A 17,246-nucleotide genomic window follows, 5' to 3' on the forward strand; every position below is an offset into this window, starting at 1 on the left:
CAGAACGGGCGGCGCCGGTGCCGGAGAATGCTCCGATGACCTCATCACCGCGGAACCGGACGCGTGCCGAACGCCTCGACCCCGACCGGCTGACGGCCGCCGTGCACGCCCGGACGGGCGTACGGCTGGTGGTCGAGGGCCCCTGCCCGGGAGGCGAGGTGGGCGCCGCGTACGTCCGGTGGCCCGACGGCCACCGGTCCGTGCTGAAGTGGCGGCCGGACACCCGGCTCGACGCACTGCGGGCGGGCCCCCTGACGGTGTGCGAGGTGCTGCGCGGCCGGGGATACCCCTGCCCGTCGACGGAGCTGGCGCTCCAGGTGGACGACGCGGTGGTACTGGTCCAGCAGCTCCTGCCGGGCGCGCCGCCGGATCTGCTGGACCACCGCGGCCTGGACCGGGCGCTCGCCCTCAACGAGTCGCAGGCGGGGCTGCTCGCCGGACACCGGGACGTCCCGCCGGTGAACCTGTACCTGCTCGACGACGGCCCCGGCTACTGCCTGCACGAACCGCTGCGCCGGCACGGCCGCCGCGGCGCGGCCCTGGAGCGGCGGGTCAGGGCGGTGGGTGCGGCGCATCCTCCTCTCCTTTCCGGGGACGACGTGGTGCACCAGGACTTCCACCACGGCAACCTGCTCGCCGTGGACGGTGCCGTCACCGGGGTCGTCGACTGGGACGGCGCCGGACGGGGCGATCGCCGCTTCGACCTGGTCACCCTGCGCTTCGGACTGCACGCGAAACAACAGCCGCCGGGGGTCGTCCGACGCCTCGACGCCGTCCTGGACGCCCTGCCCGAGGACGTCCTGCGCCCCTGCTGGGCCCATATGAGCCTGCGCATGGCCGACTGGGCCGTCCGGCACTTCGCCCCGGGCGAGACGGAGCACTGGCTGGATCTGGCCGAACAACGCCTGTGACGGACCGGTGCCGCCCGGACCGGGGGTAAGGTCCCGGACGCCCCGACGGACACCCCCGTCGCGGCGGGAACACACCGACCGCGGAAGGACCATGAGGACCACCGCCGAAACGTCCGCACCCCACCCGACACCCTTGCGGGTTCCGGCCTTCCGCCGGTTCGTGCTCGCCAACCTCGTCTCGGCGACCGGCTCCGCGATGGCACCGGTCGCGCTCGCCTACGCGGTGATCGGGCAGGGCGGCGGGACCGGGTCGCTCGGTGTCGTGCTGGCGACGAACGCGGTGCCGACGATCGTCCTCACCGTCGCGGGCGGGGTCCTCGCCGACCGGCTGTCGCGCAGCCGGATCCTGTTCCTGGGCAACCTCCTGGCCGCGGCCGCGCAGGCGGTGCTCGCGGCGCTCGTGGCCACCGGGCACGCGACGACCGCTTCGATCGCCGCGTGCGGTTTCGCCTCCGGAATCGCCACGGCCTTCACCGCCCCGGCCGCGACGGGCGTCGTGGCGCAGCTCGTCGCGGCGGAGCACCTGCAGCGGGCCAACGCGCTGCTCCGGCTGCCGAGCAACGCCGTCAAGGTGCTCGGTCCCGTCGTCGGCGGAGTGGTCGTGGCGGTCGGCGGGCCGGCGTGGGCGCTGTCGTGGGACGCGCTCAGCTTCCTGGTCGCGGCGCTGCTGCTGCTCGGCCTGCGGCTGAGCACACCGGTCACGACGAGCGGGGTCCTGGCCGACCTGCGGGCCGGCTGGGCCGGCTTCCGGCGCCGCACCTGGCTGTGGACGTACACCGCGGCCGGGACGGTGGTGGTCGCCGCGTGGCTGGCCGGTTTCCAGTTGCTCGGTCCCGTGGTCGCGGCCGAGCACTACGCGGGGGCCCGTTCCTGGGGGCTCGTGCAGGGCGCGTTCGCGTTCGGGCTGCTTGCGGGAACGGCGGTGTGCCTGCGGTGGAGGCCGTACCGGCTGCTGGCCGCGGCCGTCGTCACCGGCGCCGCGCTCTGCCTTCCCCCGGCGGCGCTGGGCCTGGGCCTGTCCCTGCCCTGGGTGCTGCTCGCCGCCGTGCTCGCGGGCATCGGGGTGGACGTCGCCGTGGTGGCCTGGACCACCGCGCTCCAACAGCACGTGCCACAGGAGGAGTTGGGCCGGATGAGCTCGTTCAACGGGGTCGGGGAGCGGATCGCCATCCCCCTCGGCTACCTCGTCACCGCCCTCGCCGCGCACGCCTGGGCCGACCGGACCGTGCTCCTGGTCTGTGCCGGTGCCATCGTGGCGGCAACCCTCCTCAACCTCTGCGTACGGGACGTGTACCGCGTCAACCGCGTCTGATCCCCGGCCGGGCGCACGGCTCCGCCGCCGGGCCCGGCCTTGTGCGGCACGCTCCGGTCAGTGCGCGGCCCGGCTGCACTCCGGGCACAGTCCCCGGTACGTGACCTCGGCCCCGGACACGGTGAAGCCGAACCGTTCACCGTCCGGCAGCCCGGCCAGCGGGTCGCCCGTCGGGCGCACGTCGCGGATCAGACCGCAGCCCGAGCACACCAGGTGCTGGTGCGGACGGTGGGCGTTCGGGTCGTAGCGCTTCGCGCGGCCGTCGGTGGAGACCTCCATGACCTCGCCGAGCGAGACCATCTCCCCCAGGGTGTTGTAGACGGTCGCCCGGGAGATCTCCGGCAGCCGCTCCGCCGCGCGGGCGTGCACCTCGTCGGCCGTCAGGTGGACGTGGTCGCCGTCGAGGACCTCGGCGACGACACGCCGCTGAGAGGTCACCCGCCAACCGCGTCCCCGCAGCCGCTCCAGCAGGTCACTCATATCGGTCCATCCATTCAGGCTCGTTGAAGTACCGGGTTCCAGCGGCAGCCGTACAGCTTCCGACTGAATTCGGAACAGACGTGCTTCTTGACCTGGACTCCGTCGATCGTAGGATCGATCCCAGCGCAGGCCAAGGGAACGGGAAAGTCCGGTACAACGGGAGACTGAGACATGACGGGACCACTGCGGACGTGACGAGCGGTGCTCTCCGGTGAACGGCGAACGCGCGTGGCACGCCCTTCAGGACCGAGCGGGATGCCCGGCACCTGGGCATCGAGGTGTCCCACCCGCCTCCCTGAACGCGCGTTTCGCGCGGCAGCCCGTTCCGAGGTCGGCGATCCCCGTACCGGCGATTCCCGTACCAGCAGCACCCGTGGACCTGTGCATGCAGCTTCTGAACGATGTGACCCGCTCGGCCCGGAAGGATTCCCATGTCTGAGAACCACGACGCGATCGTCACCGTCCCGAAGTCGGAGGAGGCGAGCGGCGGCTGCCCCGTCGCGCACGAGCGTGCGCCGCACCCCACGCAGGGCGGCGGAAACCGCCAGTGGTGGTCGGAGCGCCTCAATCTGAAGATCCTCGCGAAGAACCCCGCCGTCGCGAACCCGCTCGGTGAGGAGTTCGACTACGCCGAGGCATTCCGGGCCCTCGACCTGGCGGCCGTGAAGCGGGACATCGCGGAGGTGCTGACCACCTCGCAGGACTGGTGGCCCGCCGACTTCGGCCACTACGGCCCGCTGATGATCCGCATGGCCTGGCACAGCGCCGGTACGTACCGGATCAGCGACGGCCGCGGCGGCGCGGGTGCGGGGCAGCAGCGTTTCGCCCCGCTCAACAGCTGGCCGGACAACGGCAACCTCGACAAGGCCCGCCGGCTGCTGTGGCCGGTCAAGAAGAAGTACGGCCAGTCGATCTCCTGGGCCGACCTGCTGATCCTCACCGGCAACGTCGCGCTGGAGTCGATGGGCTTCGAGACCTTCGGTTTCGCGGGCGGCCGCGCGGACGTGTGGGAGTCCGAGGAGGACGTCTACTGGGGCCCCGAGACGACCTGGCTCGGCGACGAGCGCTACACCGGTGACCGGGAGCTGGAGAACCCGCTGGGCGCCGTGCAGATGGGCCTCATCTACGTCAACCCCGAGGGCCCCAACGGCAATCCGGACCCGGTCGCCGCGGCCCGCGACATCCGCGAGACGTTCCGCCGCATGGCGATGAACGACGAGGAGACCGTCGCCCTCATCGCGGGCGGCCACACCTTCGGCAAGACCCACGGCGCGGGCCCGGCCGACAACGTGGGCGCCGACCCCGAGGCCGCCCCGATCGAGGCGCAGGGCCTGGGCTGGGCGAGCACGTACGGCACCGGCAAGGGCGGCGACGCCATCACCAGCGGTCTGGAGGTCACCTGGACCTCCACACCGACCCGGTGGGGCAACGAGTTCTTCAAGAACCTCTTCGAGTACGAGTACGAGCTCGGCAAGAGCCCGGCCGGCGCCCACCAGTGGGTGGCGAAGAACGCCGAGGCGATCATCCCCGACGCGCACGACCCGTCGAAGAAGCACCTCCCGACGATGCTCACCACCGACCTGTCGCTCCGCTTCGACCCGGTCTACGAGCAGATCTCGCGGCGCTTCCACGAGAACCCGGACGAGTTCGCCGACGTCTTCGCCCGCGCGTGGTTCAAGCTGACCCACCGCGACATGGGCCCGGTCTCGCTCTACCTCGGCCCGGAGGTCCCCACCGAGGTCCAGCTGTGGCAGGACCCGCTGCCCGAGCGCACCCACGAGCCGATCGACGTCGCGGACATCGCCTCCCTCAAGGAGCAGATCCTCGGCTCGGACCTCACCGTCGCGCAGCTCGTGTCCGCCGCGTGGGCCTCGGCCTCGTCCTTCCGCGGCAGCGACAAGCGCGGCGGCGCCAACGGCGGCCGCGTCCGCCTGGAGCCGCAGCGGAGCTGGGAGGTCAACAACCCCGACGACCTGGCGGCGGTGCTGCGCACCCTGGAGGGCGTCCAGGAGTCCTTCAACTCCGCGCAGACCGGCGGCAAGCGGGTCTCGATGGCCGACCTGATCGTGCTCGCGGGCACCGCGGCCGTCGAGCGGGCGGCCGCGGACGGCGGCGTGGGCGTCGAGGTGCCGTTCACGCCGGGCCGCGTCGACGCGACGCAGGAGCAGACCGACGTGGAGTCGTTCGCCGCCCTGGAGCCGGCCGCCGACGGTTTCCGCAACTACGTCGGCAAGGGCAACCGGCTGCGCGCCGAGTACCTGCTGCTCGACCGGGCGAGCCTGCTGGACCTGAGCGCGCCCGAGATGACCGTCCTCGTCGGCGGCCTGCGCGTCCTGGGCGCCAACCACCAGCGGTCCGGGCACGGCGTCCTCACCGACGCCCCGGGCACGCTGACCAACGACTTCTTCGTCAACCTGCTCGACCTGGGTACGACGTGGACGTCGGCATCGGAGGCGCAGGACGTCTTCGAGGGCCGCGACTTCGCCACCGGTGAGGTCAAGTGGACCGGCACCCGTGCCGACCTGGTGTTCGGCTCGAACTCGGAGCTGCGCGCCCTCGCCGAGGTCTACGCGAGCGACGACGCGAAGGAGAAGTTCGTGCGCGACTTCGCCGCGGCGTGGGCCAAGGTGATGGACCTCGACCGGTTCGACCTCGTCTGACGCGTCCGGCGCTCCGACGGGCGGTTGCCGGGCCGGGCCCCTTCGCCCGGTCCGGCCCCGCCCGGACGCCGACGGTCGGCTGCCGGTTCCGTACCGGCGACCGGCGACCGGCGACCGGCGACCGGCGACCGGCCGTGCTACCGGCCGATGTCGCGCAGCGCGTTCGTCGCGCAGTGCACCTCGCCGCCGCCGAGGTGCGCCCAGGAGAAGTTCTCCACCCAGTGCACCCGTACACCGTTGGCCGCCAGCCGCCGCTCGGCCTCCGCCCGGAACAGGTCGCGCCCGGCGAGCCGGGGGCCGTGCGGCGCGGGGGCCGCGAAGTCCCCGGCCGTCAGCGACAGGCCGTTGGCCAGGGCCGGGGAGAAGGCGATGTGGCGGCCGTCGGCCCCCGGTGTGTCGGTCACCCGGAAGTAGAGCACCGGCAGCCGCACCAGTTCGGCGGCCTTCAGCCCGGTCGCCCGCAGCAGCACCCGCACCTGCTCGTCGATGCGGCGCGCGGCGTCCTCGTTGTCGCCCTCGGCCGCTTCGTGGCGCAGGAACTCGTCGACGGTGGGCTTGTCCTCCGCGTCGGTGTCGGCGAACAGCCGCTGCCCGCCCTCCCCCGCCTCCCGGACCTTCTTCAACAGTCCGATCGCGAGCCGGGGGTCGGAGACGGCGAGGGTCCAGCCGCGCGCGTTGTCGGCGCGCACGACGTGCACGGTCTCGTCCGCGTGGCCGACCAGCAGCCACGAGGTGTCGATCACCACGGGCGGCTGTTCCCGCTGGTCGCGCAGCATCCGCACGAACGACGGATCGGGGCGGCGGTCCGCCGAGCTCCCGTACACCACGCGGCCCTGCGGGTAGCCCCGGTACGGGGGCAGCGACTCGATGTTGCCGGTGAAGTTGAGGAGTTCGTCGACGTTGTCCGGGCGGTCGGTGGTGTACTGCTGGACGACGCCCACGCCCGGTCCGCGCAGGTCCTTGAAGAGAAGCCGTCCGGCCCGCCGCAGGCTCGCACTCGTGCCGTCGGGGGACTTCCAGTAGTTCGGCGAGCGCAGCAGGATCCGCATCGTCTGCGGCCCGCCGGGCCCCGGCCTGGTCGCATAGGCCGGTTCGGCGATGTCCTGCCGCCAGATGTCCTTCCACCACTGGGCGCCGCCCGGCTGGAATCGCAGTTCGCGGTCGGGGAGCCCCACGGCGCGGGTCGCGGCGCGCAGCGACCCGGCGAACTCCTTCCATCCGCCGGGCACACGGGTGGCGGTCGGGACCTCCGCGGGCTGTCCCGGGCCCTTCCCCGGGGCGGCGGCGAAGACGTGCCGGGCGCGCTGGAGGTCGTGCTGGAGGAGGACGGGGGCGACGCTCATCCCGAGCCGTGTGCTGCCGGTGCGCCCGCGGTCGGTGACGTCGAGGGTCACGACGACCCGGCCGTCCCACCGGGTCCGGTCGCGGACGACGTCGCGTCCCTCGACGGCGAGCCGCACGCCGCGGCGCAGCTCGCGCGCGGTCAGTGCCCCGTCGGTGCCGAGCGGGGTGTACCGGTCGCCCTCCCGTACGAAGATCCGGACGTACGGCCGTTGTGCGGCGGGCACCGTGATCCTGCCGACGGCGTCCTCTCCGACCGCCGCGGGCGGCACCAGGAGCGGGGTGAGGTCCTCGGCGTCCTCGGAGCCGTTGACCACCTCGTCCGCGGCGTCGTGGCAGGCCGCGAGGCGTTCGTCCACGGCCACGTCCAGCCGGTCGAGGTCGCCGGGGCGCAGTGTGCAGCGGCGCGAGTCGTCGTCGAGGTTGGGCAGGAACACCGTGCCGAGCGGTGCTTCGATCCGGGGTGCGGGTGTTTCGGCAGCGTCGGCCGGGACCATCACGGACGCAGTCACCACGGCGCAGCAGATACCGGTCACCACGGCCCGCAGCGCGGGGCGGGGCGGGTCGGCGGAGAAGTGCATGGAAGTGCCTTCCGGGGCAGTGCCGTCAGGGGAACCTGGATCGCGCTCCACTGTGCCGCCCGCCGCCCGCCGTTCACGTCCTGCACAGGGGCGAGCCGGGAGTAAATCCTTCGATGCAGTGACCGCCGTGGGGCCCCACCCACGGGCCGGGAGGCCACTGGACCCGGGGGCCGACCGGTCCGCCCGCCGGTGGCCGGGGCCCGCCGAGGTCATTCACCGGCGGCGCTCGCGGCGGATGCCTCGAACGAGGCGTCGCCCTTGAGATAGCGTCCCGGGGACGTACCGACGGTTCGCCGGAACGCCGCGAGGAAGGCGCTCGGGGTCGCGTATCCCACGGTGTGCGCGACCCGGGAGACGGGCTGCCCCTCGGCGAGCAGGGGAAGGGCGGCACGCAGCCGCAGATGGGTGCGCCAACGGTCGAAGTTCATGCCGGTGTCATGGACGAACAGCCGGGTCAGGGTGCGTCGGCTCACTCCGACGGCCCGGGCGTGGGCCTCCAGGCTCCGTGGGTCCGCCGGGTCGGCGAGCAGTGTGTCGGCCACGGCGCGTACGCGGTCGTCGGTGGGGTCCGGCACGTCGATGGGCGTGGCCGGCAGCGGTCGCAGCAGATCCGGCACGACCGCCTCGGCCCGTAGCCGCGCGTCGTCGGGGAGGTCCTCGCGGCCGAGGTGGGCGATCAGGTGGGCCAGTAGCCCGTCGATGCCGACGGGTGTGGGTTCCGCCCAGTTCAGCTCGCATCTGTCCGGCTCGAAGTAGAGGCTGCACAGCACCGCGTCACGGGTCGCGCCGGTCCGGTGGACGACCCCCGCGGGCAGCCACAGCGCCCGGGTGGGCGGCAGGACCCAGTGGGTGTCGCCGACGGCGACACCGAGCACACCGCGCCGCGCCCAGGCCAACTGGTGCTGCGGGTGGCTGTGCGGGACGAACCACTGCCCGGACACCAACGGAAAGTTCCCGACGACGATTGCGCCCGCCCCGGGCGGGACGGCTCCCACGACATACTCGGCCATGGCCCCAACCTATGGCCTCAACGCGACATGACGTGGCCCGGTGGCGCATAGCGGCCCGCACGGCCGGTGCATAGCGTTGTTCGCATGCCTGTCGACCACTCATCGCGCCATGGGCGCTGCCGCAGTTCGCAGAATCCGTTCACACGTACCGGACGCTCGGCATGACGTCGGTACCGGTCATGTCCACCGCCGACGCCCTCGGGCGCCGCGGGCCCGCCCTGGTGGTGCTGTGCTTCGTGCAGTTCATGCTCGTCCTGGACGACAACGTGGTGAGCGTCGCGCTGCCCAGCATGCGTGAGGACCTCGGCTTCGGCACCGCGGGCCTGGCCTGGGTCGTCAACGCCTACTTCCTCGCCTTCGGCGGGCTGCTGTTGCTGTTCGGCCGCGCGGCCGACCTGCTGGGCCGCAGACGTGTCTTCCTGACCGGTGTCGCGCTGTTCGGTGCGGCGAGTCTGGTCTGCGGGCTCGCGCAGGAGCCCTGGCAGCTCGTGGCCGGACGGTTCGCCCAGGGCACGGGAGCGGCCATGGCCGCCCCGGCCTCGCTGGCACTGATCGCGCTGCTGTTCCCCGGTACCGAGGAGCGTGCCAGGGCGTTCGGCATCTGGGGCGGGATCGCGGCCCTGGGCGGCACGGCGGGCCTGGTGATCTCCGGCGCGCTGACCGGCCTGGCGTCCTGGCGCTGGATCTTCCTGATCAACCTGCCGGTGGCCCTTGCGGCCGTGGTGCTGCTGCCGCGCCTGGTCCCGGAGAGCCGGGCCGGGCAGGCGGTGCGTCTCGACATACCCGGTGCGGTACTCGGCACCGGTGCCCTGGTGTCCCTGGTCCACGGTCTGCTCCGGGCCGGGGAGTCGGGCTGGGAGAACCCGGCCGTTGTCGGGTCCTTGGTTCTGGCCGTGCTCCTGGCCATCGCGTTCGTCGCGGTCGAGGCACGCACCGCCGAGCCGCTGGTGCCGCTGTCGTTCCTGTCCTTCCGGATCCGCGCCGTCGCCAATGGGGCGAGCCTGCTGTTCTCCGCCGCCATGTACGCGATGGCCTTCCTCCTGATGGTGCACCTGCAGACCGTGCTGGGCTACCGCCCGCTCGCGGCCGGCCTCGCCTACCTGCCCTACGGTGCCGGCATCCTCGCGGGCATGTGGCTCTCCTCCCGAGCGGTGGCCCGGCTCGGCGTGCGCCCGGCCCTCGTCCTGTCGTTCCTGCTCGGCTCGGCCGGACTGCTGCTGCTGTCCGGTGTGGAACCGGGCGACGGCTACGCCTCCGGAGTGCTGCCCGGCATGCTCGTCACCAGCCTCGGATGCGGGCTGGGTCTGCCCGCCCTGACCGTCGCCGCGCTCACCGGCACCACCGAGGAGAACGCCGGGCTCGGCTCGGCCGTCCTGAGCTCCGTCCAACAGGTCGGTGGCGCGGTGGGGGTGGCGGTACTGGTCGCCCTGGCCGCGCGCCACGGCGACGCCTCGGCCGTACGGGGCAGCTCCCCGCACGCCGCGACGGAGGGCTTCTCCCTCGCTCTCACCGCCGCTGCCGCGCTCCTCGTGCTCGGCGCCGTCCTCATGGGCACGTTCCTCGGGAAGGGCGACCGCCCTGCCGACGGCCGTGCCGCAGCATGAACCCCTCGCGGTGAAGGGGGACGTGGCAATCCTCGGGCTCCTGGAGCATCCGTCCGGTCCGTTCGAGGTCGGCCAGGGGCTCGGCACCGGGGAGCGAGGTGACCGCGTCCGGGCAACCGATGCGCGGCACCGGCCCTTTCAGCAGGCCGACGGGCGGCACGGTGCCCCACCGGCGCCCCGTTCCCCACCGGGCCCGACCCGTCCCTCCTCGGACCGGGCAGCCGCGTCCCCGTACGCCGCTCCCGGGACCCGCTTCAGGCCGGCTGCCCCTCCGTCGACCGCTTCGCCGCGGGCACCGTGGCCGACACGTCGCCGAGCACCGGGGCCGGGGCCGTCGATTCGCGGACGACCAGTCTCGGCCGGATGAGCAGGGAGCGGCCCGCCGCGGGGGCCGCGTCGATCCGGGCCCGCAGCTGCTGGAACGTCTCCGCGGCCATCTCCGGCAGCGGCTGGCGGACCGTGGTGAGCGGGGGTTCGAAGAGGTCGGCGAGGAGGATGTCGTCGAAGCCGACCACGGACACGTCCTGGCCCGCGCTGCGTCCGGCGTCCTTGGCCCCCCGGCAGATGCCGATCGCGCACATGTCGTTGATGGCGACGAACGCGGTGGGCGGGCGGGGGCCGCAGAGGAGTTCCCTGGCCGCGTTCCGGCCCAGTTCGGCCGCGTCCTTGTCGCCGAACTCGGCGGTGTCGGCGCCGGGCCAGACGATCGCGTCGGCCGGGTCGAGGCCGGCCGACTCCAGGGCCGCCCGGAAGCCGCGGAGTCGCTCGCGGCGGTTGACGCTGTGGACCGAACCGGAGACGAATGCCAGCCTCCGGTGGCCGAGTTCGATCAGATGGCGGGTGGCGAGCTCGGCACCCATCGCGTTGTCGACGCTGATCGAGGCCAGTGACGGCGGGTCGCCCGCCTGTGCGGCGCGGTCGAAGGCGACCATCTTCAGGCCACGGCTGAGCAGCGGCGTCACGTGTTCGAGCGAGGGCAGCGAGGAGCAGAGCACCACTCCGCTGACCCCGTCCGCGAGCAGTTCCTCGCCGTACTTGAGCTCACGGGCCGGGTCGCGCTCGCTGTTGCAGAGCAGCACGTGGTACCCCTCGGCAAGCGCGATGGCCTCCAGCTCCCGGGCGAGCGCCCCCCAGAAGGGGTTGGCGACGGACGGCACGATGAGGCCGATGACCTTGATGCGTCCGGTGCGCAGCATCCGTGCCGCGCGGTTGGGCCGGTAGCCGAGCTGCTCGATCACTTGCTCCACGCGGGCCAGCGTCGCAGCCTGCATGCGGTTCGTCCGCCCGTTGAGGACGTTGGAGACCGTGCTCGCGGAGACCCCTGCGGCCTCCGCGACCTGATGGATCGTTACCCCGCTCATGCCACCTCCGGTTCGGAATCCGTCTGACCGTAGCAGTGTATCGATTTACTGAACAAGGTTCACCGGTTCACCAGTTAACATCCCCGAAAATTCATGTGCATCAGCTGTTGACGTCCCTCTGAGGGCGTTCTTAGCATCACTGCATCGATTTACCAGCACTTCCCAGCCACTGTCGGGATGTCATCGCTGGATCGATCCACAGCCTCCGCCTCAAAAGGGGTGTCCCATGGAACTCAGAAGACGGTCGTTGCTTGCCGCCATCGGCGCGGGCACCGCTGCCGCAGCCCTCGGCGCGTGCGGAACGGGTACGTCGACGTCCGGCTCGGCCGACGGCCCCGCCGAGGGCGAGATCACGCTGCTCACCCCGATCTACGAGGGCGCCGACGGCAAGACGCTGCTGGAGAAGGAGATCCTCGGCGGCTTCCGGAAGAAGTACCCGGACGTCAAGGTGAACGTGGACTACACCACGTACGACCAGCTCAACGAGAAGATCACCACAGGGCTCGCGGGCGGTCTGCTGCCCGACGTGCTGATGATGGGCGTCGGCTGGATCCCGCCGTTCGCCGCGAAGAAGGCGATCGCGGAGCTGCCCGAGAAGTTCGCCACCGCGCACGACTACGAGAAGCGGGTGCTGGAGCCGTCCCGGTACGACGGCAAGCTGTACGCGCTGCCGGTCGTCCTCGACACCCGCATCGTCGTCTACCGCAAGGACCACTTCGCCGAGGCCGGAATCAAGAAGACCCCGGCGAACTGGGCCGAACTGCGCGCCGTGGCCAAGCAGCTGACCAGGAACGGCAGGATCGGCTTCGACCCGTTCTCCATCCATCTGCGCCAGTGCTGGGAGACCTTCCTCTTCGCCAACGGCGGCCAGCTGTTCAGCGAGGACGGCAAGAAGGTGCTGTTCACCGATGCCCGCGGGGTCGAGTCGCTGCAGTTCTTCAAAGACCTGATCAAGGACGGCTCCGCCGACTACGCCAAGAAGACGGACGCCGGCGCCCCGACCAACGTGCAGACCGGCAAGGCGTCGATGATGATGACGACCAGTGCCCTGTGGACCCAGGTCGAGGAGCAGACGCCGGACCTGATCAAGGACGACAAGCTCGGCGCGTTCGTCCTCGCCAACCGCAAGCCCGCGATGCTCCAGGGCGGCACCCTCGTCACCCAGTCCGCCACCTCCAAGCACCCGGCGGCGGCCCGCGCTCTCGTCGAGTATCTCGCGACGCCCGAGTCGATCCTCGGTGCGGCCAAGCAGCGCGGTTCGGTGCCCGGTCTGAAGGACCTCAGCAACACCAGCTACGTGAAGGAGAACAAGTTCGTCGATCTCTCCCTGCAGAGCATGGGCCACGCGTGCTCCGAGGGCGGCACCACCGCCTGGATGGAGATCCGCGAGAAGATCAAGCCCACGCTGGAGCCCGCGATCGTGGGCAGCCAGTCCGCGAAGGACGCCATCGCGGAACTCGGCCGGCTCGCCGAGGCCGCCATCGGCCGGATGTAAGGACCCGTACCGTGGGAGCAACATCCGTACTCAAGGCCCGGCCCGACCGGGCGCCCGCCCCCACCGGGCGCCCGGTCGCGAAGAAGCGTCCCGGCCGCACGCCGGCGGGCCCGGGGCGCCGCAGGCAACGCGCCGGCATGCTGATGGTGGCGCCCGCGCTGCTGCATGCCTCGCTCTGGATCGGCCTGCCGGTCGTCGCGTCGGTGGTCCTGGCCTTCACCAAGTACGACGTGCTGACGCCGCCGCAATTCGTGGGGCTGGACAACTTCCGCGACATGCTGGACGACGCGGTCTTCCGCAAGTCCATCGTCAACACCGTCGTCTACACCTTCTTCACCGTCCCGTTCGGCATGATGCTGGGACTGCTCATCGCCCTCGCACTGCACACCGGTCTGAAGGCCAGGGGCATCTTCCGCACCGCGGTCTTCATTCCCCAGGTGACGGCCACCGTCGCGATCGCGCTGGTCTGGCTGTGGATCTACAACCCCGGCAACGGGCTGCTGAACACACTCCTGTCCTTCCTCGGGATCGACGGCCCGGCCTGGCTCTCCTCGACCTCGTGGGCGATGCCCTCGGTGATCCTGGTCGGCATCTGGCAGGGCATCGGCATGAAGATGCTCATCTACTTGGCCGCGCTGCAGTCCCTGCCCAAGGAGCTGTACGAGGCGGCCTCGGTGGACGGCGCGTCCAAGGTCCGGCAGTTCTTCTCGATCACACTGCCGCTGCTGAAACCCGCGACGTTCTTCGTCCTCATCACGTCGATGATCAGCGCGTTCCAGTCCTTCGACCAGATCTACATCCTGACCGACGGCGGCCCGGGCAACAGCACCACGATGATGACGTTCGAGATCTACAAGTCCGCCTTCCGGGAGTTCCGCATCGGGTACGCCTCCGCGCAGTCACTGGTGCTGTTCGTGCTGCTGATGGGCTTCACCCTGGTCAACCGGCGGATCATGGGAGGCACCCGTGGCCACAACTGAGCTGCCCGCGCCGGGGGCCACGAGCAAGTCCCGGCCGGTGAAGAACGGCAAACCGCTCACCGTCGGCCGGATCGCGCTCTACGCGACCCTCACCGTCGTCTCCCTGCTCATGGTGGTGCCGTTCGTCTGGATGGTGCTCACCTCGCTCAAGACGCCGGTGGAGATCGCCTCGCAGGACGCCGGACTGCTGCCGGAGCACTGGGAGTTCGGGAACTACGTCGACGCGCTGAAGGCGGCGCCGTTCGCGACGTACGCGCGCAACAGCTTCATCATCGCGTTCAGCCACACCGTGATCAACGTGGTACTCGCGTCGATGGCCGGGTACGCGCTGGCCCGGATCAGGTTCCGGGGCAGCGAGGTCATCTTCTACCTGTTCATCGCCGCGCTGATGATCCCGACCTACACCAAGGTCCTGCCGGAGTTCCTCATCGTCCGCTTCATGCCACTGGCCGGCGGCAACGACATCTTCGGCCAGGGCGGCAGCGGCTGGCTGGACTCCTGGTGGGCGCTCATCGTGCCGGGCGCGGTCACCCCGTTCGCGGTCTTCCTGTTCCGCCAGTTCTACCTGGACCTCCCGGTGGAGCTGGAGGAGGCGGCCAGGCTCGACGGCCTGGGCGAGTTCCGGATCTACGCCCGCATCATGACCCCGCAGGTCAAGCCCGCGCTCACCACCGTGGCACTGCTGACCTTCGAGTCGTCGTGGAACAACTTCCTGTGGCCGCTGCTGGTGACCCGTACGGACAGCCTGCGGGTGATCCAGGTGGGACTCTCCGTCTTCAAGACGGAGAACGGTCCCCAGTGGCACTTCCTGATGGCCGGCACCACGCTGGCCACCCTGCCCATGGTCGTCCTCTTCCTCATCGGCCAGCGCTACTTCGTGCAGGGATTCGCAACCGCCGGTCTCAAGTGACCGGTTCCGGTCTGAGCGGCCGGTCCTCGAAAGGTACTCACCCCATGTCTGCTGATCTCAACGGCTCCCGCGCACTGGTGACGGGGGCGGGCCACGGAATCGGCCGCGCCATCGCCGTCGCCCTCGCCGAGGCCGGTGCCGATGTCGCCGTCCACTACCACTCCTCCGCCGACGAGGCCGCGAAGACGGTCTCCGCGATCGAGGCGCTGGGCCGCCGGGCGAAGGCGTTCCGGGCCGATGCCACGGTGACCGCCGATGTGGACCGGCTCGTCGAGGAGGCGACCGGCTTCCTCGGCGGCCTGGACGTCCTCGTCTGCAACGCGGGCCATCTGATCGGCCGGGCCACCGTCGCCGAGATGTCCGACGACCACTTCGACAAGGTCCTCTCCACCAATCTGACGTCCACGTTCCGCACCGTGCGCGCCGCCCTGCCGCATCTCAAGGAGTCCTCGGCCGGGCGCATCGTCACCATGTCCTCGCTGGCCGCGCACAACGGCGGCGGCCCCGGTTCGGTGGCCTACGCGGCGGCCAAGGCCGGGGTCCGCGGCTTCACCAAGGGCCTGGCCAAGGAGCTCGGCGGTACGGGAATCACGGTCAACACCGTGGCCCCCGGCTTCATCAAGGGCACCGCCTTCCACGACACGTTCACCGCCCCCGAGGCGCAGCAGGCGATGGAGGCGGGCATCCCGGTCGGCCGGGCCGGCACGCCGGAGGACGTCGCCGCCGCGGTCGTGCACCTGGCCTCGCCGTCGTCCGGCTTCCTGACCGCCACCACGGTGGACATCGACGGTGGCGTGTGGCCGCGTTGAGGCGGATCGCCCGTGAGCGGGGCGGCTGGTGGCACGCGTACGTCTGCCCGGCGCACGGCGTGGAGCTCGACCACGGTGATCTGCTGGCCGGGGTGTTCCCCGAGGGCGGTGCGCGCTGCGCGTACGGCTGCCGGGTGGACGACGAGGCGGTGCGCGGCGCCTGGCTGGTGCTGTCGCACCAGGCGTGGGCGCGGCACCTGCGGGTGCTCGCGCACCGCGGGGAGCGCGCCGAGTCGGTGGCGCGGCTGGTGGAGTACGCCGGGCTGTACGCGGAGCTGGCCACCGAGCGGCACGGCGAGGCGCAGGGCTGGATGCTGCGCGGCCGGCTGTTCCACCAGGCGCTGACCGACGCCATCTGGGCGGTGAACATCGGGCACGCCGTGATCACACTGGCCGAGGAGTCCACGGAGCATCTGGCGGCGTTGCTGCCGCTCCTCGACGACCTGGAGCAGGCGGCTCTCGACGCCCGGGACGTGCTGACCGGTCAGGGCCATCTCGCCTCCAACTACACCGCGTGGCTCAACGCCGCGGGTGTGGCGGCGAGTCGGGGTGCCGCTGCGGCTCGCGACAGCGAGTGGGACGGTGCCGGGCGGTGGCTGGAGGGCGAGCACGGGCTGTACGCGCATCTGCGGGTCGCGGTCGCCGACGACGGCTGGGAGTGGGAGGGCAGCACGTACTACCACGGGTTCGTGCTGCGGGCCGCGCTGCTGGCGCTGCGCGGCACCGACCCCGCCGCCCTGCCGTCCGACGTGGTGGACGTACTGGCCGGGATGACGGACGTGCTGGTGGCGATCGCCACCCCGGGCGGCATCCTCCCGGCGCTGCACGACGGCCCGTACCTGCGCGGTCCGCTCGCCCTGGAGTGGCTTGAACTCGTTGCCCTGGCACAGCAGTTGGTGCCCTCCCCCGCGCTGGACGCGGTGGCCGGGCGGGCCCGGGCCGAGCTCGGCGGGAGCGACGACGGGCTCGACGGCGAGCTGGGCGGCTGGTTCGCCGGGCCGCCGCTGCCCGAGCGCCCGGCGCCCGGCCCGGTCACGGTGTTCCCGACGGCCGGGTACGCGGTGCTGCGCCATGCGGGCGTCCACGCGCTGCTGGACTTCGGTCCGCACGGGGGCTCGCACGGGCACCGCGACAAGCTGTCGCTGTACCTGTACGGGGACACCACCCCCTGGCAGCCCGACCCCGGCCAGGTGCCGTACGCGCACGCCGAGTTCCGTGATCTGTACGCCTCGACCGAGGCCCACTCCGCCTTCCGGGCGGACGGTGCGGAACAGGCCGAGTGCGCCGGCCGGCTGCTGGACTCGGACGGCTCGTCCGTCACCGCCGAGGTGACGGCGGCGTACGAGGGGGTGCGGGCGGTCCGCCGGGTCGTGCTCGGCGACAGCTACCTGGTCGACCTGCTGACCGTGGGCGCCGGAACCGAGCGGAGCCTGGCCGCGCAGCTGCGCCCCGGTGTCGCGCTGGACGTCCAGCTCCAGCCCTCGGGCGAGGTGCGCACCACCTGGTACGGCGACGACACCCTGCACGGCTGGCACACCCACACCCCGGGCCGGACCGTGCGCCCGGTCACCCGGCCGGGTCCGGGCCCGGCGGACGATCCGCAGCGGGTGCGCACCCGGGTCGACTTCACCACGCGGTCGGAGCGGGTCACGTTCGCCTCGGTGTACCAGGCGGCGTCGGCCGGCCCCGCCGTGAGCGAGGTGCGGCTGGACGGCGACGGGGTGCTGACCGTCGCGCTGACCGACGGAAGTTCCGCACGGTTCCGGACGGAGGACTGACCCTTGCTGCTCTC

Annotated in this window: 13 protein-coding genes; 9 read left to right on the forward strand and 4 right to left on the reverse strand. The window is 71.9% G+C overall.

What is annotated here, in order from left to right:
- Positions 1-35 precede the first annotated feature (35 nt).
- Both EAO76_RS12540 and EAO76_RS12545 read left to right on the forward strand, forming a co-directional pair.
- Entirely contained in the window at positions 36-911 is an 876-nt protein-coding gene (locus tag EAO76_RS12540; protein WP_148836010.1) for an aminoglycoside phosphotransferase family protein, read from the forward strand.
- A gap of 91 nt (positions 912-1,002) precedes the next feature.
- Positions 1,003-2,223 (forward strand): MFS transporter, encoded by a 1,221-nt coding sequence (locus EAO76_RS12545; protein ID WP_148836011.1) that lies wholly within the window; start codon positions 1,003-1,005, stop codon positions 2,221-2,223.
- A 57-nt stretch (positions 2,224-2,280) separates the two neighbouring features.
- Here EAO76_RS12545 and EAO76_RS12550 read toward each other — a convergent pair whose 3' ends face one another.
- A complete protein-coding gene (locus tag EAO76_RS12550; RefSeq protein ID WP_148836012.1) occupies positions 2,281-2,703 on the reverse strand; it encodes a Fur family transcriptional regulator in 423 nt (140 codons plus the stop codon).
- A gap of 431 nt (positions 2,704-3,134) precedes the next feature.
- Here EAO76_RS12550 and katG point away from each other — a divergent pair, with 431 nt between their 5' ends.
- Positions 3,135-5,363 (forward strand): catalase/peroxidase HPI, encoded by a 2,229-nt coding sequence (katG, locus tag EAO76_RS12555; RefSeq protein WP_148836013.1) that lies wholly within the window; start codon positions 3,135-3,137, stop codon positions 5,361-5,363.
- Between the two features lie 137 nt (positions 5,364-5,500).
- On the opposite strand, the gene EAO76_RS12560 is transcribed toward katG, so the two are convergent.
- Both EAO76_RS12560 and EAO76_RS12565 read right to left on the reverse strand, forming a co-directional pair.
- Positions 5,501-7,285 (reverse strand): protein-arginine deiminase family protein, encoded by a 1,785-nt coding sequence (locus tag EAO76_RS12560; protein ID WP_187438583.1) that lies wholly within the window; start codon positions 7,283-7,285, stop codon positions 5,501-5,503.
- A gap of 209 nt (positions 7,286-7,494) precedes the next feature.
- On the reverse strand, positions 7,495-8,295 hold the full coding sequence (locus tag EAO76_RS12565) for a helix-turn-helix domain-containing protein (RefSeq protein ID WP_148836015.1): 801 nt from the start codon (positions 8,293-8,295) through the stop codon (positions 7,495-7,497).
- A gap of 161 nt (positions 8,296-8,456) precedes the next feature.
- On the opposite strand from EAO76_RS12565, the gene EAO76_RS12570 reads away from it, so the two are divergent.
- Positions 8,457-9,899 (forward strand): MFS transporter, encoded by a 1,443-nt coding sequence (locus EAO76_RS12570; RefSeq protein WP_148836016.1) that lies wholly within the window; start codon positions 8,457-8,459, stop codon positions 9,897-9,899.
- A gap of 254 nt (positions 9,900-10,153) precedes the next feature.
- Here EAO76_RS12570 and EAO76_RS12575 read toward each other — a convergent pair whose 3' ends face one another.
- On the reverse strand, positions 10,154-11,260 hold the full coding sequence (locus EAO76_RS12575) for a LacI family DNA-binding transcriptional regulator (protein WP_148836017.1): 1,107 nt from the start codon (positions 11,258-11,260) through the stop codon (positions 10,154-10,156).
- 226 nt (positions 11,261-11,486) lie between these two features.
- Between EAO76_RS12575 and EAO76_RS12580 the strand changes: the two genes are divergently transcribed.
- From EAO76_RS12580 to EAO76_RS12600, 5 genes are read left to right on the forward strand one after another with little or no spacing between them, the layout of a single operon-like run.
- Complete coding sequence (locus EAO76_RS12580) at positions 11,487-12,755, forward strand: ABC transporter substrate-binding protein (protein WP_148836018.1); 1,269 nt, start codon at positions 11,487-11,489, stop codon at positions 12,753-12,755.
- An 11-nt stretch (positions 12,756-12,766) separates the two neighbouring features.
- Entirely contained in the window at positions 12,767-13,735 is a 969-nt protein-coding gene (locus EAO76_RS12585; RefSeq protein WP_262375416.1) for a carbohydrate ABC transporter permease, read from the forward strand.
- Positions 13,722-14,645: a carbohydrate ABC transporter permease gene (locus EAO76_RS12590; RefSeq protein WP_148836019.1), complete on the forward strand. Its 924-nt coding sequence runs from the start codon at positions 13,722-13,724 to the stop codon at positions 14,643-14,645. The genes EAO76_RS12585 and EAO76_RS12590 overlap by 14 nt, the downstream gene beginning before the upstream one ends.
- A gap of 44 nt (positions 14,646-14,689) precedes the next feature.
- Positions 14,690-15,454 carry an SDR family NAD(P)-dependent oxidoreductase gene (locus EAO76_RS12595; protein WP_148836020.1) on the forward strand — a complete coding sequence of 255 codons (765 nt, stop codon included), beginning with the start codon at positions 14,690-14,692 and terminating at the stop codon, positions 15,452-15,454.
- The gene (locus EAO76_RS12600; protein ID WP_187438584.1) at positions 15,442-17,232 is read left to right on the forward strand and encodes a heparinase II/III family protein; all 1,791 of its coding nucleotides are present in this window, start codon (positions 15,442-15,444) and stop codon (positions 17,230-17,232) included. Before EAO76_RS12595 ends, EAO76_RS12600 begins: the two co-directional genes overlap by 13 nt.
- Positions 17,233-17,246 lie beyond the last annotated feature (14 nt).

The sequence above is a fragment of the Streptomyces sp. sk2.1 genome, assembly GCF_008120935.1.
Taxonomy (GTDB): Bacteria; Actinomycetota; Actinomycetes; order Streptomycetales; family Streptomycetaceae; genus Streptomyces.

Excerpts from the sequence above, each read along its gene's own strand:
- EAO76_RS12540 (WP_148836010.1), top strand. The coding sequence starts at position 36 with ATGACCTCATCACCGCGGAACCGGACGCGTGCCGAACGCCTCGACCCC.
- EAO76_RS12550 (WP_148836012.1), bottom strand. The coding sequence starts at position 2,703 with ATGAGTGACCTGCTGGAGCGGCTGCGGGGACGCGGTTGGCGGGTGACC.
- EAO76_RS12560 (WP_187438583.1), bottom strand. The coding sequence starts at position 7,285 with ATGCACTTCTCCGCCGACCCGCCCCGCCCCGCGCTGCGGGCCGTGGTG.
- EAO76_RS12580 (WP_148836018.1), top strand. The coding sequence starts at position 11,487 with ATGGAACTCAGAAGACGGTCGTTGCTTGCCGCCATCGGCGCGGGCACC.
- EAO76_RS12575 (WP_148836017.1), bottom strand. The coding sequence starts at position 11,260 with ATGAGCGGGGTAACGATCCATCAGGTCGCGGAGGCCGCAGGGGTCTCC.
- katG (WP_148836013.1), top strand. The coding sequence starts at position 3,135 with ATGTCTGAGAACCACGACGCGATCGTCACCGTCCCGAAGTCGGAGGAG.
- EAO76_RS12545 (WP_148836011.1), top strand. The coding sequence starts at position 1,003 with ATGAGGACCACCGCCGAAACGTCCGCACCCCACCCGACACCCTTGCGG.
- EAO76_RS12595 (WP_148836020.1), top strand. The coding sequence starts at position 14,690 with ATGTCTGCTGATCTCAACGGCTCCCGCGCACTGGTGACGGGGGCGGGC.
- EAO76_RS12570 (WP_148836016.1), top strand. The coding sequence starts at position 8,457 with ATGACGTCGGTACCGGTCATGTCCACCGCCGACGCCCTCGGGCGCCGC.
- EAO76_RS12565 (WP_148836015.1), bottom strand. The coding sequence starts at position 8,295 with ATGGCCGAGTATGTCGTGGGAGCCGTCCCGCCCGGGGCGGGCGCAATC.